Genomic DNA, 18,839 nt, shown 5'->3' on the forward strand with positions numbered 1-18,839 from the left:
TAACCACTCAAATTCTGCTTTGTATTTTGCAGGAGTGGGAAGCTTTTGTTTCTTTAGTTGATCCTTATCATCTTTATGTTTTTCATACGCTTCTTTCCGTTCAGCTAACATTCTGTTATACACGAAACGTACACAACCGAAAGTTTTACGCATAAGATGTGCTTGGTCTTCTGTTGGATACAAACGGAATTTATATGCTTTATTCTGCTTTGTCATATCATTTCACCTCACTTTTCACTTTGATTTTCAATATATGTTTTTACTACGTCTATTGGCGAACCACCAGTAGTTAGCAAGCAAAAACTTCTTGACCAAAACATCTCTTTCCAAAGTTTCTTTTTCACTTGTGGAAAGTCTCTTTTAATAAGTCGAGAACTTGCACTTTTATAAGCATTGATGAATTTTGTCATTTCTGTATTAGGGTGTGCCTTGAACAAAATATGAACGTGGTCTACATCATGATTCCATTCAACTAACGTGATGTTATAGTTTTCAGATAGTCGAACAAACATATCTTTTGCATAGTCTGACATATCATCATCAAACACATTTCTTCTGTATTTCACGACCAACACAAGGTGATAATATAACAAGAATACTGAATGGTTATTACTATCTAATTTCATTTATATACCAGCCCTTATAATTTATAAGACTGATTATATCAGAGACAAAATAAAAAGGAAAACCTTTTGGCTATGCCAAACCGAAATTCATCTCCCACCTACCGTTGGGCTACGCCCTTCACACGCTTGAAGAAGGAGAATTCTTTCCGGAAATTCGTTAAAAAAATAATAAAAAAGAGTGATATTAAAATATGCACTCTTTCAAAAGACTTTACCAATCTCGATGGTCACCATGATCATGCTCACGATCGCGGTCATGATTACGTCTACGACGACACTCATCACAATCGCAGTCACGTCTACAATGACAGTCGTTAAAATCGTTTCTTCTTCGTCTACGGCCGCAACCGCAAAATACTAAATCATCCCAAAATCTATTACAATCTCGAGAATGTCCAAAATTATTATCCCATCCCATAGATATGATTCCCTCCTCTAAAATAGAATTCATCATATTCTATGATTAACAGGTAGAAATAGTTTGTTTATTAGTCCATGTTTCAAACTAATAATATTTCAATTTGCAAGTCTATCTCACGCCCTATCTTTCCTTAACAACAAACAAGATGCCATCCCAATTATGGCAACGCCCACGATAATTCCTATACACTTAATCAAAAATATTTATCCTAACATCATTTATTTCTTTGCTTCCATACCCCATTCTCTTTACGATAAGTATTCTTCCCATTCATGAATCCAGCTGTATTACCAGGAATGCTATATTTCTTATTCTTAGTCTTTTTCTTCATCCTCTTTTCTTCTTGAACAGCCTGCAAATCTACCTTCCATTGTTTCAACAAATCCTTTTTACGTCGCATCGAATTTGTACCCCTCAGATTAAAATGAAAATCCATTAATCATATTATATATATTTACTTTTTATTTTCAATATAAAGAGAGCACCCTCGCTATTGGCGCTCTCAATGTGAATTGGGGTTTATTCTGAGCATTGAATAGGACACGAAGAACTCGTCCTATTACATTATATGCTTGTCCTTATCATAATGTGCAAAAAAAAAGCACCCTCGCCCAGGCGCCAAAAGATACATATACTTTGAGGTAACTAACACGTTAGAAAAGACCCTTCCATATCATTGTATGATTATCAATTATCTTTATACCTAGATGACACATTAAATACGTTTAATGTGTCATCTCTATATAACTAGGAAAAAAGCAACCGTTATGGACGTTTTCCTCATCTTACCTACTCAACTACATAAAATAGCTATTTTGTTCACATTTTTGATACATTTATGAAACATTCATGTGTTATCTTCAGTAAGTTCTTTTCTTTTCATAAACCGTGTGAGTTATACCAACACAAGAAGCTCTAGATCCCTAAATCTAGAGCTTCTTCGTTTTAATAACTATTTTGTTCAATCACGTATAGACAACTATATATTTAGGTGTTAAAATATTATTGTGATTCCCACGTGGTTTCACATACGACTTTTTTCTTCGATTATGAGGTTCTTACGTAATGTAAGGACCATTTTTTATTCAAATAAGGACTTTTTAAAAATTTATATGTACATATTTTTCAGTATATAATTAAATTATCAATATATTAGAGACAATAATGATTTTGTAATATATTTGTTTCGGAATGAGTGCGGTTTTTAGCATACTAAAGAAATTTCGAAAGCCTCAGATAAACCGGTTCTTGGTTTTAGTTGATTCTTTAATTTTGCTTGGAGCTTTATTCCTAGTAGGTAGCATCTTCATCCCTCTTTTAACCCTTGAGTAAAAAGTAACGTTCTTACTGCCTTTCTTTCTCACTAATTTCAAATGCACTGCGTACACTTTTCCCTTCTTTGCTGTTTCATATGAATTCATACCATTTTTGACCTGTTTGAAGAAGGCCGACTGGCTTATTCCATTCCGTTCAGCTGGTGTTATCATCCTAGAATTAATGTCACCTTTTATCTTTACATGTTAAAAAATATTCGGATAGGAGTCCTAATACATATTATTAATATTAAGCTGGTTCACGTCAGAGGAAGGTACCTTAGGTTGTCTTTTTTTTATTTTCTTTCGACATAATATGACAATATACGAATTAATAATTTGCTATTATTATCTAGAAATCTTACATTTATCTACAAATTATTATTGTATTTTTAATTTTTTAAATGTAAAATATTTCAATGTAAATACATACCATTTAGGGAGATGGAGAAAATTATGAAAAAATTATTAGCTTCAGCAACAGCGGTAACACTATTAACAGTGGGGTACAGTTCTTCTGCATTTGCAGCTAAGAGTCCTAATGATACAAAAAACTGTGGACATTTTAAAAGTCAACAAGATGCTCAAGCATTCTGGGATCAAAATGGATATGGTGTTGGGAATGATCCACATCGTTTAGATAATGATAAAGACGGCATTCCATGTGAAGATTATAAATATCCAAAGAGCACAAATACTACAACAGAAAATAAAGAAACTACTAAACCTCAAGAACAACCTAAACAAGAAAATACTAAACAGGAAAACACTAAACAGGAAAACACTAAACAGGAAAACACTAAACAAGAACCTGTTAAACAAGAAAACACTAAGCAAGAGAATTCAAAACAAAACAACCAAGCAATAAATAATAAACAAGAACAAACTAAGCCTCAAACAACTGCAAAAGAAACAAAGAAAAATACTAATACAACTGTGAAAAAAGAAACGAAAAAACAAGGTGAGAAATTACCTAATACAGCATCAAACGGTGTTACAATGATGTTAGCAAGCTTAGGATTAGCATTAGCTGGATCTGTATTAATGTTCCGTCGCAAAAAGACAAACGCATAAAATAGTTCCTTAAAACGGCAGGAGAAATCCTGTCGTTTTCAAATGGAGTGATAAAAGTGAATAAAAAACAATGGATAGGCTTATGTTTAACTGTTATTGGACTTACTATCTTTTCCTATTATTTTCTAGAATGGTATAGTGCTAGACAATCAGCAAAGTCGTTAACAACTAACGAGGCTAAACAATATGAGACCTCCACACCTTCTAAAGAAAATGAAACGCAAAATAGCAATCAAACAGAGACTGAGACGGAAACTACATTACAACCGGAAGAATCTGTACAAATTCCCGCTTCAAAGGTAAACCATCAGTTAGGAGATAAAGTAGCATATTTAATTATCCCTAAAATACAAAAGAAATACTCTGTATATTGGGGAGCTGATGATAAAGTACTAAAAAAGGGTGTAGGTATGTTTGTTAGTGACTTAACCACTACACCATCTGGAAATGGTCATACAGTTTTAAGTGGACATAGAGATACTGTTTTTACCGAGCTTGGTCAATTAAAGGAAAATGACCAACTTATTGTGGAATATGAAAATAAAACATATACATATAAAATTAACAAGCATTGGATAACAGATTCAGAAGATCGAACAGTTATTGTAGAAAAAAGTGAGCCAACATTAACATTAACAACTTGTTATCCTTTTGACTATATAGGAGACGCTCCAGATCGGTACATAATTGAATCATCTCTACTTTCCATTCGGTAAGGAAGAAAGTCCAAAAATTAAAGTGGTTTAAGTAGGAAGAAGGCACCTTTGGGTGTCTTTTCTTACGATTAGTCAACCTATATTTTTAGGTTTTTACTGGAGTGAATCTCAGAATGAACAAGTACTAGTTATCATGCATACCAAAGAACCCTAATATATACTCGTTTTTTTACTAGGGGTGAGATATGATATGATGAATGAAACTATGATATTAGGCCGTTAACCGATAATCATAGTGTATATCATGTGTAATAAGGTGAAAGAGGAGTTTCAAGAACTTGTTTACACATGCAATGGACGCAACTTTATGACATTTGTTATAGGGTTGCGTTTTTAATTTATCATAATACTCAACAATGTGATTTTGTCCGTAACGTCGTTGTTTAATCATGTTTTGGATGATGAGGAAAAGGAGCTTCCGCAAATGTTTATTTCCACGTTTATTGATTTTATCTTTAAAAAAGGTTTTACCTGATTGAAAACGACGTATATCGATACCAGCAAATGCATTGAGTTGCTTGTTATTGTTAAAACGAGTAATATCTCCTATTTCAGCCATCAAGCGTACTGCAGTATTCGGCCCAATCCCAGGAATACTGAGAATGATATCATATTCTGCACGTTGCTCGGCTATATATATCATCTTGTTAATACAGCATTCTTTTTGGTGAAGAAGCTCTTGATAGCGCCTTGCGTATAATTTGAGTTGATCACACAGAACATCGTTCTGTGAAACAGCAGGATAGGAAGTTTTCGCTATTTCAAGTATTTGAATCGCTTTTTTCTCCGCTGTAATATTTGATATTTTTTTATTGGTGTTGACACGAATACGATTTTTTATAATGGTTTTTGAAAGACCTAAAATACAATCTGGATGGGGGAATAGTTGAACAAAATTTAAAAACAAATCAGATTTACTGGTAAACATTCTCTCCAATTCAGGAAATGTTAATTGGATTACTTTATGCATACGACCACGAATTATCGATAATTCACTATCTAGTTCGCTATACAATCTAGAAAGAGATTTTAGCTGGTGGAATAAATTATCAGTTCCGATAAATACCCTTCGGGTAGCTGTAAAATGAGTGAGAGCTAATCGGTGTGCGTCGCTCCGATCGGTCTTATGAATCCGTAAGGAATCACATTGTAGCTTGGCTTCTAATGGGTTTAATAAACAATATGTATACTGATTATCTTGCATAAATCGTTCTAGCTGCCTGGAATAGATACCTGTTGCTTCGAATACGATTTTAGGCAATTCACCGGTCTTATCTGTAAGCTCATGAATCTTTTCTTGTAGCTTTTTGAATTCAGGTTTAGAATGCTTAATTTCACTTTCAAATACACATTGTTTCTGTGCATTATAAATTACCATATAACTTTTACCCATACTGATGTCAAACGCAATTACGTGTTTCATAAAGTTCCTCCTTAGGTGGAATTGAAGTCTTCAACTTACACTTATCGATTCTCATTTCTTATACACGATCTCGAAGACCAACATACTAGAAACTGATTCAAATAAGGTAAGTGAAGAAGGTCAGTTTTGTATACGGATTCAGGATCCCAAGACACCCACGACCTTCACTTCACTTCTACTATATAAAAAATAGTAGTGCGAACCAATGCCTTGGTCTGCACTACTAATCTTAGTATGTTTTTTATGAGTAAGAAGTACTGCCAATATGCGAGGAAAAATAGGTCATAAGACGGAATTTCAGCCTGAAAATTCTAAACTATCTTTTTTATTTCCTTTCGACATAATATGACAATATCTTTATATATAGTTTGTTATTATTATCTTGGCAATCTTATATTTTACATAATTGGAGGAACAAACGTGGGAAAAATATTTAAATTTGGATGCCTAGGCATTATAGCTTTATTTGTAATCGGAATAATTGCTATGGTCGCTGGTGGTGGAGACTCAACAGAAAAAACTTCAACAGACACTAAAGCAGTATCAAAAGAAGGTGTATCTTCTGATGTAAAAATCGCTGTAGGATCTATGGAAACAGTAGATTCTGTGGGTAATGAATATACAAAAGAACAAGCACAAGGTGTCTTTAAAATTTTAGAGGTTACACTTACTAATAATCAAAAAGACGCTATCACTGTTGATGCTAATAGTTTTAAATTAGTAGATAACAAAGGTCGTGAATTCACATATTCAACACAAGGTCAAACATCTTTTGACTTGGCTAATGGTGGGAAAACTGACTTCTTCTTAAAACAATTAAATCCTGGTCTAACACAGACAGGTAAAATTGTATTTGATATTCCAAAAGATGCTGAAGGTCTTTTCTTAAAAGCAAGTGGCGGTATGACAGGTAAAGAAATTAATTTAAAAGTTGAATAGTTAAAAGCACTCGAAAGAGTGCTTTTATTCTTTCTCAATAACCAAAATTATTTAACGTGGTAAAATAATACTCGGATTGGTATCCAATGCCATATTACGACGGTTCAAATCGTAAGAAGACACTTTTGAGTGTCTTTTCTTTTGTACATTATATCTATTACATGCTCATTGATTTTTTATGTCAAATATACATAAAAAAGAAGAGATGCGCTAACATCACTTCTAGTAATTGCTACCGTCAGGATGGTAGTTATATCATTTATTTTTACGAAACCTACCCTTTTGCTTCCGATGGCAACGGGGATTGTTTTTTGTTATCTTTTTTCTAAAGTTTGTTTCCTAAAAACATACGCAGAAACTTCACTTACAATTGCTTTCACAAATTCTTTTAGAAGCTCAAACAAAAAATCTATAGATATATTCTCTCCCCCTTTTCTTTCAAATAGAAAGGAGGAATAAATAATCACCCTCACAATATACAGTTAATTCTACTTTATCATACTAGTACAATCTCACCTATATAAAAAAGACCACCATTTGTGAAGTGCACCCCAATTGTTAGACACATAATTAACAATTGGGTACAATTTCATATTGGTAGTCTTTTTTGGGTAGTTTTAGAGATTTTAATTATAACATCTAAATATATTATTTCCAACATACTATATTTTTTATAATTCTTGATTTCTCACTCTTCATTGCATGATAACTTTCCCTATAACGAGTAACAAATAACATGAAAAGAAAAGATTGAGAAATTCAGAGTAGAGTTTGGACTAGCAACTAACTATAGAAGTAATGTTGGATAAGCTGTAACTCAAGGAGTAAAAGGAGTAGCCCCGTTGAAAGGAAGAATGGAAGAAGCTCAAAAATAAATCAAGCTTTTCGATCAAAAACTAAGTAACGCTCAAGCTAGCTTAAATGAAATTGAATCAAAATTGGGTGTTAACCGCAATTAAAAATCATAACAAAATATAACATAACATGAAAAAATAATATTTGGATGGGAGTCCAATACATATTATTTTAATTAAAGTGGTTCAAGTCGGAAGGCACCTTAGGATGTCTTTTCTTTATAAAAAAGGACTCCTAAAGCACCTTAAATTAGTCAACTTCAATATTACTCTCTTTTATTAGTTTGTTTCAACATAATATATTAATTTTAAGTTAAAAATTTGTTATAATAAGTAAATGATTATATTAATTAGATGGAGAGGATACAATATTATGGGTTATAAGTTTCGTAGAATTATCCAATTTTCCCCGGGTGTGAAAATTAACTTTACATACACAGGTACGGGAAGGAACTCCATTCCACCTGAATCAAGAACAACAACTTATATACCTGGAACTGGAATCTCGTATACACCACGAATAGCTGATTCAAACAACTATTATATACAACGAGGGTTTCAAGGGCAAAACACTTCCTATTCCACTATGAATGAACAAGATTACAATACAGTAAGAGCATTTGAGCAGGTAAGAGAAACCAATACTTACCTTGTTACTGCTTTTCGTAAGAAGGATAATCAAGTAAACTCCGTGGGTAGAAAACTAATGAAACCACTTTCCATAATTGCAGGCGTTTTTGCAGGCCTATTCTTACTTATGATGCTTGTTATACCTGCTCTATTCCTGGCAGTCATGTCTTTCCTATGCTATAAAAATATAAAAACACCATTTGCAGTTGTATGCCCAGAATGTGATGCTGAGAATCTATTCATTTTTGAAGAAGAGAAAATTGCTTGTCGTAAATGTGAGAGCACTCTTATAATCCAAAAATAAAAGGTTCTCAAATACACTTCCAAAAAATGAATTGTGGTATTGAATTCTAAGATGGCCCTTGAAGCTCATAATTGTTTCCATACCTCCTTGAAGGCTCCAGCTCTCTTTTTCGTTTACATTAGGAGGAATGAACAACTATGTTTAAAAGATTAGCAGTATTACTTATTGGAGCTCTATTATTATTTGGTTTATCCGCTTGTGACAGCGTTAAATCAATGACAAATAATGTCACGGTTGGTAAGGTAATTGAAGAATTTAAAGCTGCAGGATTAGAAGCTGACAATCCTAGTGATCTACCAGAAAAAGAATTTGGAAATACTAGAAAAGAAGCAAAGCGCATTCTGGTTCCAGCATTAGGTGAAGATAGTGGTAGTAGAATATTTGAGTTTAAAAACAAAGAAGATCTTGAAAAAGCTAAGAAATACTATGACGATTTAGGTAATGGTAATCAAATACTATTCTCTCATACTTACGCAAAAGGTAACTTCCTTATACAAATGAATGGTGATATGGAAGATGCCCAATTTAACAAATATAAAGAAATTATGGACAAAGTAATTAAGTAAGTTAAAGGATCCGCTTTCATTTATATCAAAACATGTTAGAATTATCTTTGGATGAAAGTCCAATACATATTATTAAAATTAAAGTGGTTCAAGTCGGAGGAAGGCACCTTAGAGTGTCTTTTTTTATGGAAATATTTAAAAGAAAGACACCTAAAAGAGTGTCTTTCTTTTAAAATAAACATACTATTGAATCCAACCCTCATACTTAGCGACATATCCCCCGCCATCTTCATTGATTTCTTTTAAATACCAATACACTGTCCCGCCACAAGCTTGTTCAGTAAAAGTAGTAGCAAAAATTCTTTTGGAATTTCTCACTTCTCTTACATACTTACCATTTTCCTTTTTATAGCATTCTGCTAATTGTTTTATAGAACTTGGTGTATTAGATCCATTTTCTGTACTTGCTGAAGCTGCCCCAATCCCCCCTGTTAATGCGATACCAGCTACTAATGCTCCTACTACTAATTTCTTAAACATAAAAATGCCCCCTTAATACTTTTTTATAACTTGCAACTTAAATGTATCACTTTTTCATTAATTGTAAATATTTTGAATTTATAGAAATATTTATTTGAATCTTGTTAATATTGGTAATTCATTTTATCAAATGGAAAATAGAGGGGTTTATGATAATATGTAATAATGCATGTTCATTCAGCAAAAAATCGTGATAAAATCTAAGCACCTGTTCTATTTTTTCAGTTATCTTAGAAACCTCACTTCTTATTTACCCAAATGGGAGGCGCTTTATGGCGCCTTTTTTTTATTTTCAAAAGGACCTGCTCATTTAATCCATAAAAACATAAAGTAATTTGAATCCATTAAAATACATGAGTGACTCCTTATTTTTCTCCTACTATTTAAAGGAGGAATTATTATGGGCTTTGGTGGTAGTTGCGGTGGCGGCTGCGGCTTTGCAGGAGGATTTGCTTTATTAGTTGTATTATTTATTTTATTAATTATTGTTGGAGCTTCTTGCTTCTGCTAAAAACTATGGGAAAAGACACTCTTATTTGGGTGTCTTTTTTTGGTACATTAAAAAGCCTCGCCATCCTATGGAGATGGTGAGGTCCTTAGGGCATATATACTCTTTTCTTATACATATTAGATTCGTTATACACACATTGAAAATATAGCAAAATATGTACATAATATCCAGAAAAATATATGTACTAAAGGTGGGGTCGTCGCCCATAGAAGGAGGCGTAATGAGGGCACAAGAGGTTCTCATAGAGAATAACAAAAAGAGATACATATTATTGGAACAAGAAGGATTACCTGTAATGCCAATTAAGAAATCCCAATTACATATAGTGAACGAAAACAGCGTAAATAGCCAAAAGGCCACATACAAAGTTTGCTATCGTAATCATATTTTGTATGTAACTCATCACATGCTTCCCCTCCTTTTTATTCATTACAATCAAGATCCTTCTGTTTTTCTTCCAATATAACCTTATTTATTTTCGTTAACGTATCCGTCATTTGCTCTAAAGCATTTATATCGATTTTTGAAAAGTATTTCTCAATTAATACGTCATCTAACTCAGACAATCGCTCTATATACTTACTACCGTTTGGACCAAGTGTAAGGAAATACTCCCTTTTATTGTTAGGGTTTACTTGTTTTGAAATCATCTTCTGCTTTTCCAATTCCGATAGAACTTGGCTCACAGCCCTTTTTGATATATTAAAAGTAGCCGTAATGTGATTTGCTGTCGTATTCTCATTTAAATTAATATGAAATAGCATGCTCCCTTGCTGTCCTGTAAGACCGTACTCATCTTTTAACTCCTAAAACGGTAAAATTTAGAATTAATTATAAACTCTGTTCATTTCATTAATTATTTCTTTATACGTTCTAGTCATAGCACTCTTCCTCCATGCTTTATTCACAACGAAAAAAGAAGACATCCATCAAGGTGCCTCCTTTTCCTAATTAAAATTTTAAACTCTCACCATTCGTCGCAATTACTTCTTTATACCAATTGAAACTGTCCTTCTTCGATCTTTTTAATGAACCTTTTCCTTCATTATCTTTATCAACGTATATATATCCATAACGTTTTTTCATTTCGCCAGTAGAAGCACTGACAAGGTCAATCGGGCCCCAACTTGTATAACCGATAATATCTACTCCATCTTGAATTGCTTCGGACATTTCGATCATATGCTTCTTTAGATAATCAATACGGTACTCATCATTCACTTCGTCTTCATCATTTAATTGATCGATTGCACCGAGACCATTTTCAACAACAAATAAAGGTTTTTGATAGCGATCATAAAGTTGGTTCGCTGTAATACGGAAGCCCTTTGGATCAATCGTCCATCCCCACTCTGATTTTTCAAGATATGGATTTTCAACTGAACCGAATACATTCCCGCTCGTTATGCTTTTTAACACTTCTGAATCTGTACTTGTTGCTCTACTTGCATAATAACTAAATCCAATATAATCAACAGTATACTCTTTTAAAATTTCTTCATCTTCTTTTTCCATTTCAATTGTTAAATTATTATCTTTAAAGAAGCGTTTTGCGTATCCAGGATATGCTCCTCTTGCTTGTACATCAATGAAGAAGAATGATTCACGGTCTTGTTCCATCGCACGAAGAACATCGTCTGGATTACATGTATATGGATACGTTGCACCAGCTGCGAGCATACAACCAATTTTTGCATCTGGAATGATTTCATGACAAGCTTTTACAGCTAACGCACTTGCGACAAGTTGGTGATGAGCTGCTTGATACTGAATTTGTTTTTTATTATCATCTTCTTTAAATGCTAGACCTGCTCCCATGAAAGGTAAATGTAAAAGCATATTAATTTCATTAAACGTCATCCAATATTTCACTTTATCTTTATATCTATTAAAAATCGTTTTTGCGTACGTCTCGAAGAATTTTACAAGCTTTCTACTTCTCCAGCTTCCATACTTTTCTACTAAATGAACAGGCACATCAAAGTGAGCCATCGTAACAACTGGTTCAATGCCATGCTTCAACAGTTCATCAAATACGTTATCATAAAACTGTAATCCTGCTTCATTTGGCTTTTCATCATTACCATTTGGGAAAATACGCGTCCACGCAATCGATACACGTAACGCTTTAAATCCCATTTCTGCAAAAAGAGCAATATCTGCTTTATAACGATGATAAAAATCAATTGCTTCGTGTGATGGATAAAACTCTCCTTCTACTGGTGTGAAGGAATGAATATTTCCTTTCATAATATCCCAGCGGTTTTCACCAGTTGGTAATAGATCAACCGTCGTTAATCCTTTTCCGTCTTCTACATATGCGCCTTCAACTTGATTGGCAGCAATCGCTCCCCCCCATAAAAATCCTTTAGGAAAAATAACTTTAGACATATAGAAAAACTCCTTTATATAAGATTTAACGAGGAAAGGTATTACGATTCTCAAGGAATACCTTTCTTCGTGTGAAACATAATGAAATGTAACTACTATTTAACTCCTAACTCTAGTAAAGAATCTCCTGCTTGAATCTTTTCTACTTCAGTTTTTTTCATACTATATTTATCATAATTTGTAACAACAACTGGTGTTGTCACAATATAACCCGCCTTTTGAATTTCAGCTATATTAAATTCAATAAGTAATTGCCCTTTTTCTACTCTCGCTCCTTGTTCAATATGAGAGGAGAAAAACTCGCCATTTAATTTCACAGTATCCATCCCAATATGGATTAAAATTTCAGCACCTGAATCCGCCGTAATTCCTACTGCATGATTCGTCGGGAACAGCGCAGAAATTGTACCTGATACTGGTGAAAATAACTTTCCTTCCGAAGGCTCAATCGCAACGCCTTCACCTAACGCACCTGATGCAAATGCAGCATCATCAATGTTTTGAAGTGGCATAACTACACCATGAAAAGGACTAAAGATTACTTCATCATCGTTTGATGCAGCAACTTTATCAATTGTTCCATCTGTTTCTGTAGATGTTTGCTTTTTTGTAAAACCAAATAAGTAAGTCAGAATAAAACCTACTATTAAAGAAACAACCATCGAAACAATTGCTCCCCAAAATCCAGCTGTAATCCCATCTTCCGGACTAATAAATGTCGGAAGCGTAAATATGCCAAGCCCACCCGTCATATAACTTTGTGTACCAAATACGCCAAGTATTGCGCCGCCAACTCCCCCAGCAATACAACTCATAATAAACGGCTTTTTAAGAGGGAGTGTAATACCATAAATCGCCGGCTCTGTAACACCGAAAATACCTGAAATAAAAGCCGGAATACTAAGTGTTTTTAATTTCTGATCTTTCGTTTTCATCCAAACGCCAAGTACAGCACCAATTTGAGCAAATGAAGCAGCAAATATAAGCGCTAGTATCGGATCAATACCGTGTACTGCTAAATTATTATAGCCAATCGGAACAACGCCCCAATGAAGGCCGAATATGACAAGCACTTGCCAGAAAGCACCGAGTAAAGCACCCGCTACTAATGGGCTTGAATTATAAAGCCAAAGCGTCGCCTGTCCTAAAAACTGCCCTGCCCACGTCGCAATTGGACCAATAACGAGAAATGTAACTGGTACAACGATTAGTAACGTTAAGAATGGTAGTACAAATGTTTTCACAACATCCGGAATGACCTTCTTTAAAGACTTTTCTACTTTCGCTCCAAAATAAGAAGCGAGGATAATTGGAATAACAGATGATGCATAGTTCATTAAAATAACTGGTATTCCTAAAAACGTAATATGAATTGGTGATTCAAACATAGTCCCTGCAAATAACGTATATAATGGCTCACTTGCTGTTATACCGGATAGAGCCGGATAGACTAATGCTCCACCAATTGCCATACCGATGAATGGTGATCCTCCGAATTTCTTACTTGCTGTATATCCTAAGAAGATCGGGAAGAAATAAAATAACGAATCGCCAACTGCATTTAATATTTGATACGTTCCTGACTGTGTACTTAACCAGCCTAACGCTACAAATAGTGCATTAAATCCTTTAATCATCCCTGTTGCAGCTAACACCCCTAAAATAGGAGTGAAAATGCTAGAAAGAATATCTATTAGACTACTCTTTTTCTTCTCACTCGCACTTTCTTCCTCTGTTTCTTGAAATCCTCCGGCAGCAATAACCGCTTTATACACGTCGGATACATGGTTACCAATTACAACTTGATATTGTCCGCCGCTTTTCATCACAGTCACAACATCTTCCATACTTTTCAGTACTTCTGTATTAGCTTTCCCCTCATCTTTCAACTGAAATCGTAAGCGAGTTATACAATGTATAACGCTATTTATATTTTCTCTCCCGCCAACATGTTTCAGTATGTCTTTTGCCAATTTTTCATACTTCATAATAATTTCTCCCCCCTACAATCATCTCATTTATCATTTTTATAAAAAGAAAAAACCTAAACTAACCATAACGGTGCGATACATACGAATCACTCCATTACAAGTCAATTTAGGTTTTGCCTGCTAAACAGTAACAATCCCGTTTATTCAATTACATAATTCATTGCGTTTCGTTACACGATGAATGTGCAACGTCAAATACACCTTTTCATCTTTTGAAAGATGACTATTATGTGCTTTTTGTAAGTATGCTTCAATTTTTTCTGTACAACAATACGCCTCTTCGTACTTATTTTTCACTTGCTCGTATAAAAAATCATCATCGGCCGAGCTCAATTCTTTCTGCATTAAACGCTGAGCAAAATATCGTAAATGCGTTACAAACCGACTATAATTAAATGAATTCTCATCTAAGTTCATCTTATAGTGGTACTTTACAACATTTAAAATATCTTGGACGATTTTCGTCATCGTTACCGTTTGTTGCATTGCCGGCTCTCCTTGCTGTGCATTAACGAAATGCAGTGCAATTGACCCTGCCTCATCTTCAGAAAGTCTAAGCCCAGTCTCTTCTTCAATGATGTTCAAAGCTTGTAGACCAATTTCAAACTCTTTCTGATAGAACCTCTTTATCTCCCAAAGCAGAGTATTTTTGAGATCCATTCCTTCTTTATGCCGAGTTAAGGCGAAACTTAAGTGATCCGTTAATGTAAGATAAATATAATCACTTAAATCCCCCGGCAAAACTGTCTTAGCAAACTGAATAATTCTCTCTGTAATCTCTAAATTTTCTACAGGAATTTCAGTTAGCAACTTAGCGAGTTTCTCTGATAATTCTCTTGTTTCTAGCACAAAGGTTTTTTCTATCTTAGATTCATCAATCGCATCGCCTACTTTTTTCTGAAATCCCAAACCTCTGCCCATAAGTACAACTTCTGTCTCATTATCCTTCATCGTACAAACAACATTGTTATTTAAGATTTTATGGATTCTCATATTGTTCCACCTTCTTCTTAAAGTCACAAAAGGTAATAAAAAAACCTAAACTGATTCCAAAAGCCACACTACACCCGTAGCCTCTAGATCAATTTAGGTTTTGCCTGCTGAACAGTAACAATCCTTTTAATTATTAACTTACCTTCATTATACACAAAAAGTAAGCGGTTGCAACGATAAATTATTGAATTTTTTTTACAAAGAAAAATACTAACAGTTAATCAGCTGTTGCTTAAATTCCACTAAAACTTTCTCTCTTCATAATCTTCTGTATCAGCTTCTTTCTACAACTCCTGCTACGTAGTCAGATGCTTAATATTATAAAGCAAAGAAAGAAGAATATAGTTTAGTTCCTGTAATTAAGGATTTAAGTAGCATTTTACTTATTAGTACTTATTAGTACTTTAAGTTTTTTTGATTGTTGTACTATGATTTCCCGTTCTATTGAACTACTCACCACTTAACGTCCTTACGGACTGTTTGAAGTGGGAGATTCCTGCGAACACCGATGTATCCACCAGTTATCTTAGCAGGCTCAGCCCGTAGTCCCTACGGTGAAAACAGAAGTATCTTGTACGTTGACTCATCACGCTACCTACTTTAGCTTGGTTTTCGCAACTTCGGCAAACGTGGGATGGTAGAACGTTGAAGATTTTACGATTGCAACGTTTTTCTGCAACCAACCTTATATCTTCAGTTTGCAAAGAGCGATCTGTACAAGTATATAATAGCAAACATGTTGGCTTACGCCAACCGACATTCATCTCCCACCTATTTGCTGGTGCTATCTCACCTTTACACAAAGTAAGGAGGGAGTCTTCTGTCGTAAAACGATAAAAAAGAAAAAATATTGTTTGGAGATTATTCTACATATTTAAATGAAATTATTGATATCGATAGGAAAAAGCCCTTAAAATTCTCCTCTTTATATCAGGCAATTCTTAATGCTTATTCAGAAGGGAAATTTAAGGGTGTTGAAAACTTTCATTTAACTTTAAGTGGGATTTTAGAAGGGAGTAAAATACACGATGATAAGTTGAGTAAATACCTTCTAAATATGGAGCATGAAAGGGGAAAAGATAAGGCTAAGTTTTTCAAAAATGCCCTTGGGATAGAGTTGAAAGATAAACAATATTTAGCGGAAGAAATATTGAAAAAGATAAATTTTGGAGAATTTAAAGATGTATCTTTTATTCAAAATCCTCAATATGAACAGTTAAGATTTGTTTCTATAGATACTGTTTAGCAAATAACAGAGAATGAATCACCAGTATTAATTACAGCTTATCCAACACATAAAAAAACTGTTCAATAGATGTATTATAAAAAAATAGATAGCTGAAATTAAACAACTTTATTATTTCTGTTTTAGGTATTATTTTTTGTACAAATTTATTATTAAATTACTTTACTATCACTACACAATTTCGGTTTGGTGGAGTCAAAAAATTCTAGTCCATTATGACGTTAAGTGGTGGGTAGTTCACACGACCAGTTGTAAAAAACGATGCTATGATCCATTGAACGAGGTTCATCATGGCATATGGATCTATACAATCTTCTACTTTCTTCATCTGATAGGTTATACTTTTTTTGTCCAAATTGTATACAAACGAAAATGTATTGTCATGCAAATCTAGCCTTTGTTGTACATTCATTCTTTTCTAATTTCTCGAAATAATGTATAATTAAAGTGTCCTACACGAGATATCGAGTCATATCTCATCGTCATTTTAAAAGGATCTCCATTTATATATGGAGATCCTTTTAAACCAAATAAAACTACTAATTTGACATAATAAAAAGTGAGCTGGATACACCCTCTATTAATATCCACCCATCTTAATGACTAACACAGTCATAAACATACTAAACGAGAGGCTTTTTAAGTACTTATTTTCATCGTTTGCTACAAAAAGAGCTAAACAGCAGAATAGAGCCCATCCTAACCAAAATAGCATTCCCATAATCATTGGTAAATCAGTCAATTAAATCTACTCCCCTGAATGTTCTATCTATTACAATGTTTAATATATTCATTTTTCTTTCATATTTTAAGAGCTAAATAAAAAAAGACAGGAGTTTTACGTTCTATCTTTTTTATTTACCTTAAAGTAATCCATTCATAGCTTGCCCACTCTTTTGGTTTCTTATCGTACTTAATACGACCAGTCGTACAAAATGAAGCAATCATCCATTGTATAAGGTTCATCTTGGCGTATGGATCAACACACTCCTCAATTTTTTTCAATTGATAACCGGTACTATTTTTCTGCCAAATTGTATATAAACGAAAATGAGTTGTCGTAACAAGTCTAGCTTTTGTTGTAACTTGCCATTTAGAAATTTTCGTTAAATCCTCTTTGACTTTTCTCTCATACTCTTGTTTTATCACTTTATAAGTCTTATCTTTTTTAATTAATCCATTAGAGATTGTAAAAGGCATTTGATGCACCTCATAAACTGTTCCTTCTTCATCTCCTAAAATATTTGATTCTACTAGAAACATATTTTTTAGTTTTAACTGTTCTGTTAATTCTTTTCCGCTGCGATAAAATGGCTTCTTTATCTTCTGCAACAAGATAACCTGCACAATTAATCCTATTAGTAAAGGATATGCTAATACAAACAATATATTAATAAACATGTTTAAAATAATAACGCCTATTAGAGCAAAAATTGTAAAGTAAATATAGGTTTCTCTTTGATGAATGATTCTACTGTTCAAGCCAAGATACCTCCATTTTGGTAAATAGTGAAAGCAATATACACAATTGCTCCTAATAAAATAGAACAAGCCCCTGGAAAGCTCTGTATCAGCTGTATTTCTTTCTTTGGTAGTTTTGCCCCAAATATAGAAGCAGCATGCTCCAATTGGTCTTTAATCGCTCCTACAAACCCTAAAATCTTAATTAATCGATACACACTAGCTATCCAAAAGAATAGTAAATGGAAAGCTGTTAGTGTAATTGTGGTAAGCATAGCCGATTCTTCTACTACATTGCTAACATATAAACCTACCACCACAAGCATTTTCGTATCACCGGGTGAAGAAAATTTAAATGTCTCTAACAATAAGCCACATACTAAGGCCATAGTTAGTACAATTACAATCTCTTTTCCCGTTCGTATTCCAGCAAAATACGTGATACCAAAACCTACTATTAAAAAAATGAAATGCCATATATTTTTTGTTTTTCTATACTTTAAGTCGGTAAATACATTAAGTACCATATAACTTAGAAATAATCCCATGATATACAGGCTCATTTTCTTTACTCCCCTCTTAATTTCATATAAAAATACTGTGTAAAAAAGGGAACCACTTTTAGAGTAGCCCCCTCGTTTATTTTTATATTTATTTTTTGTTCCAAGAATCAACATCTGCATTGCTTGATGCTTTTGTGAATCGAGCTAGAATTGTATCATAACCACCTTGGATTGCTTTCCATACGAACGGGCCAATGACTAATACAATAATCACCGCTAACGCGATTAACATACCGTTTTCTGATGATAATTGTGAGTCTTCGTTTTTTAACCAACTTTTCATTTTTGCTAACATTTCATTTCGTCTCCTTTATATATCAATTTTAAGTATCTACTA

At 33.6% G+C, this 18,839-nt stretch carries 21 protein-coding genes and 4 pseudogenes; 9 read left to right on the forward strand and 16 right to left on the reverse strand.

Annotation, left to right across the window (positions count from 1 at the left end):
- From QO049_RS28490 to QO049_RS28505, 4 genes are all read right to left on the reverse strand, one after another.
- A partial coding sequence (locus QO049_RS28490; protein WP_284489715.1) for a helix-turn-helix domain-containing protein occupies positions 1–216 on the reverse strand: 216 nt, incomplete at its 3' end.
- Positions 217–227: 11 nt separating this feature from the next.
- On the reverse strand, positions 228–626 hold the full coding sequence (gene tnpA / locus QO049_RS28495) for an IS200/IS605-like element ISBth16 family transposase (RefSeq protein WP_000762752.1): 399 nt from the start codon (positions 624–626) through the stop codon (positions 228–230).
- Positions 627–837: 211 nt separating this feature from the next.
- The gene (locus QO049_RS28500) at positions 838–1,044 is read right to left on the reverse strand and encodes a hypothetical protein (RefSeq protein WP_002164663.1); all 207 of its coding nucleotides are present in this window, start codon (positions 1,042–1,044) and stop codon (positions 838–840) included.
- A gap of 217 nt (positions 1,045–1,261) precedes the next feature.
- Entirely contained in the window at positions 1,262–1,447 is a 186-nt protein-coding gene (locus QO049_RS28505; protein ID WP_001253140.1) for a hypothetical protein, read from the reverse strand.
- Positions 1,448–2,816: 1,369 nt separating this feature from the next.
- On the opposite strand from QO049_RS28505, the gene QO049_RS28510 reads away from it, so the two are divergent.
- Both QO049_RS28510 and QO049_RS28515 read left to right on the forward strand, forming a co-directional pair.
- The gene (locus QO049_RS28510) at positions 2,817–3,434 is read left to right on the forward strand and encodes an excalibur calcium-binding domain-containing protein (protein ID WP_000734530.1); all 618 of its coding nucleotides are present in this window, start codon (positions 2,817–2,819) and stop codon (positions 3,432–3,434) included.
- A 56-nt stretch (positions 3,435–3,490) separates the two neighbouring features.
- Positions 3,491–4,150, forward strand: coding sequence for a class D sortase (locus QO049_RS28515; RefSeq protein ID WP_246963424.1), 660 nt, complete (start codon positions 3,491–3,493; stop codon positions 4,148–4,150).
- Between the two features lie 211 nt (positions 4,151–4,361).
- On the opposite strand, the gene QO049_RS28520 is transcribed toward QO049_RS28515, so the two are convergent.
- Entirely contained in the window at positions 4,362–5,573 is a 1,212-nt protein-coding gene (locus tag QO049_RS28520; RefSeq protein WP_098318495.1) for an IS110 family RNA-guided transposase, read from the reverse strand.
- 420 nt (positions 5,574–5,993) lie between these two features.
- Here QO049_RS28520 and QO049_RS28525 point away from each other — a divergent pair, with 420 nt between their 5' ends.
- The 4 genes and pseudogenes from QO049_RS28525 (at position 5,994) to QO049_RS28540 (ending at position 8,866) form a co-directional block, all read left to right on the forward strand.
- A complete protein-coding gene (locus QO049_RS28525) occupies positions 5,994–6,512 on the forward strand; it encodes a DUF4352 domain-containing protein (protein ID WP_246963431.1) in 519 nt (172 codons plus the stop codon).
- A 740-nt stretch (positions 6,513–7,252) separates the two neighbouring features.
- Positions 7,253–7,471 (forward strand): annotated as a pseudogene (locus QO049_RS28530) (ribonuclease); the annotation flags it as partial.
- A gap of 268 nt (positions 7,472–7,739) precedes the next feature.
- Complete coding sequence (locus QO049_RS28535) at positions 7,740–8,300, forward strand: DUF4236 domain-containing protein (RefSeq protein WP_284489716.1); 561 nt, start codon at positions 7,740–7,742, stop codon at positions 8,298–8,300.
- 137 nt (positions 8,301–8,437) lie between these two features.
- Entirely contained in the window at positions 8,438–8,866 is a 429-nt protein-coding gene (locus tag QO049_RS28540; protein ID WP_284489717.1) for a stress protein, read from the forward strand.
- Positions 8,867–9,049: 183 nt separating this feature from the next.
- On the opposite strand, the gene QO049_RS28545 is transcribed toward QO049_RS28540, so the two are convergent.
- Positions 9,050–9,346, reverse strand: a complete 297-nt coding sequence (locus QO049_RS28545; RefSeq protein ID WP_098382409.1) for a hypothetical protein — start codon at positions 9,344–9,346, stop codon at positions 9,050–9,052.
- A 400-nt stretch (positions 9,347–9,746) separates the two neighbouring features.
- On the opposite strand from QO049_RS28545, the gene QO049_RS28550 reads away from it, so the two are divergent.
- Positions 9,747–9,857, forward strand: a complete 111-nt coding sequence (locus tag QO049_RS28550) for a YjcZ family sporulation protein (RefSeq protein ID WP_000505681.1) — start codon at positions 9,747–9,749, stop codon at positions 9,855–9,857.
- Between the two features lie 319 nt (positions 9,858–10,176).
- Here QO049_RS28550 and QO049_RS28555 read toward each other — a convergent pair.
- From QO049_RS28555 to licT, 5 genes and pseudogenes are all read right to left on the reverse strand, one after another.
- Positions 10,177–10,287 (reverse strand): annotated as a pseudogene (locus tag QO049_RS28555) (CDP-diacylglycerol--serine O-phosphatidyltransferase); the annotation flags it as partial.
- Positions 10,280–10,738, reverse strand: a pseudogene (locus tag QO049_RS28560) (MarR family winged helix-turn-helix transcriptional regulator). The pseudogenes QO049_RS28560 and QO049_RS28555, both read right to left, overlap by 8 nt.
- A 70-nt stretch (positions 10,739–10,808) precedes the next feature.
- Positions 10,809–12,248, reverse strand: a complete 1,440-nt coding sequence (locus tag QO049_RS28565; protein ID WP_016090321.1) for a 6-phospho-beta-glucosidase — start codon at positions 12,246–12,248, stop codon at positions 10,809–10,811.
- Between the two features lie 95 nt (positions 12,249–12,343).
- On the reverse strand, positions 12,344–14,236 hold the full coding sequence (locus tag QO049_RS28570) for a beta-glucoside-specific PTS transporter subunit IIABC (RefSeq protein WP_000873015.1): 1,893 nt from the start codon (positions 14,234–14,236) through the stop codon (positions 12,344–12,346).
- A 147-nt stretch (positions 14,237–14,383) separates the two neighbouring features.
- Positions 14,384–15,232, reverse strand: coding sequence for a BglG family transcription antiterminator LicT (gene licT / locus QO049_RS28575; protein WP_070184266.1), 849 nt, complete (start codon positions 15,230–15,232; stop codon positions 14,384–14,386).
- A gap of 645 nt (positions 15,233–15,877) precedes the next feature.
- Here licT and QO049_RS28580 point away from each other — a divergent pair.
- Complete coding sequence (locus tag QO049_RS28580; RefSeq protein ID WP_157627507.1) at positions 15,878–16,069, forward strand: hypothetical protein; 192 nt, start codon at positions 15,878–15,880, stop codon at positions 16,067–16,069.
- Positions 16,070–16,082: 13 nt separating this feature from the next.
- On the forward strand, positions 16,083–16,478 hold the full coding sequence (locus tag QO049_RS28585) for a DUF6883 domain-containing protein (RefSeq protein WP_284489718.1): 396 nt from the start codon (positions 16,083–16,085) through the stop codon (positions 16,476–16,478).
- A gap of 205 nt (positions 16,479–16,683) precedes the next feature.
- On the opposite strand, the pseudogene QO049_RS28590 reads toward QO049_RS28585, so the two are convergent.
- From QO049_RS28590 to QO049_RS28610, 5 genes and pseudogenes are all read right to left on the reverse strand, one after another.
- Positions 16,684–16,888: pseudogene (locus tag QO049_RS28590) on the reverse strand (hypothetical protein); the annotation flags it as partial.
- A gap of 170 nt (positions 16,889–17,058) precedes the next feature.
- On the reverse strand, positions 17,059–17,220 hold the full coding sequence (locus QO049_RS28595; RefSeq protein WP_000130913.1) for a hypothetical protein: 162 nt from the start codon (positions 17,218–17,220) through the stop codon (positions 17,059–17,061).
- A gap of 116 nt (positions 17,221–17,336) precedes the next feature.
- Entirely contained in the window at positions 17,337–17,960 is a 624-nt protein-coding gene (locus tag QO049_RS28600; protein WP_001088462.1) for a hypothetical protein, read from the reverse strand.
- Positions 17,957–18,502 (reverse strand): hypothetical protein, encoded by a 546-nt coding sequence (locus QO049_RS28605; protein WP_284489719.1) that lies wholly within the window; start codon positions 18,500–18,502, stop codon positions 17,957–17,959. The genes QO049_RS28600 and QO049_RS28605 overlap by 4 nt, the downstream gene beginning before the upstream one ends.
- A gap of 88 nt (positions 18,503–18,590) precedes the next feature.
- Entirely contained in the window at positions 18,591–18,797 is a 207-nt protein-coding gene (locus QO049_RS28610; protein ID WP_000879960.1) for a hypothetical protein, read from the reverse strand.
- Positions 18,798–18,839 lie beyond the last annotated feature (42 nt).

It is taken from the genome of Bacillus sp. RB3 (genome assembly GCF_030164735.1).
Classification (GTDB): domain Bacteria; phylum Bacillota; class Bacilli; order Bacillales; family Bacillaceae_G; genus Bacillus_A; species Bacillus_A cereus.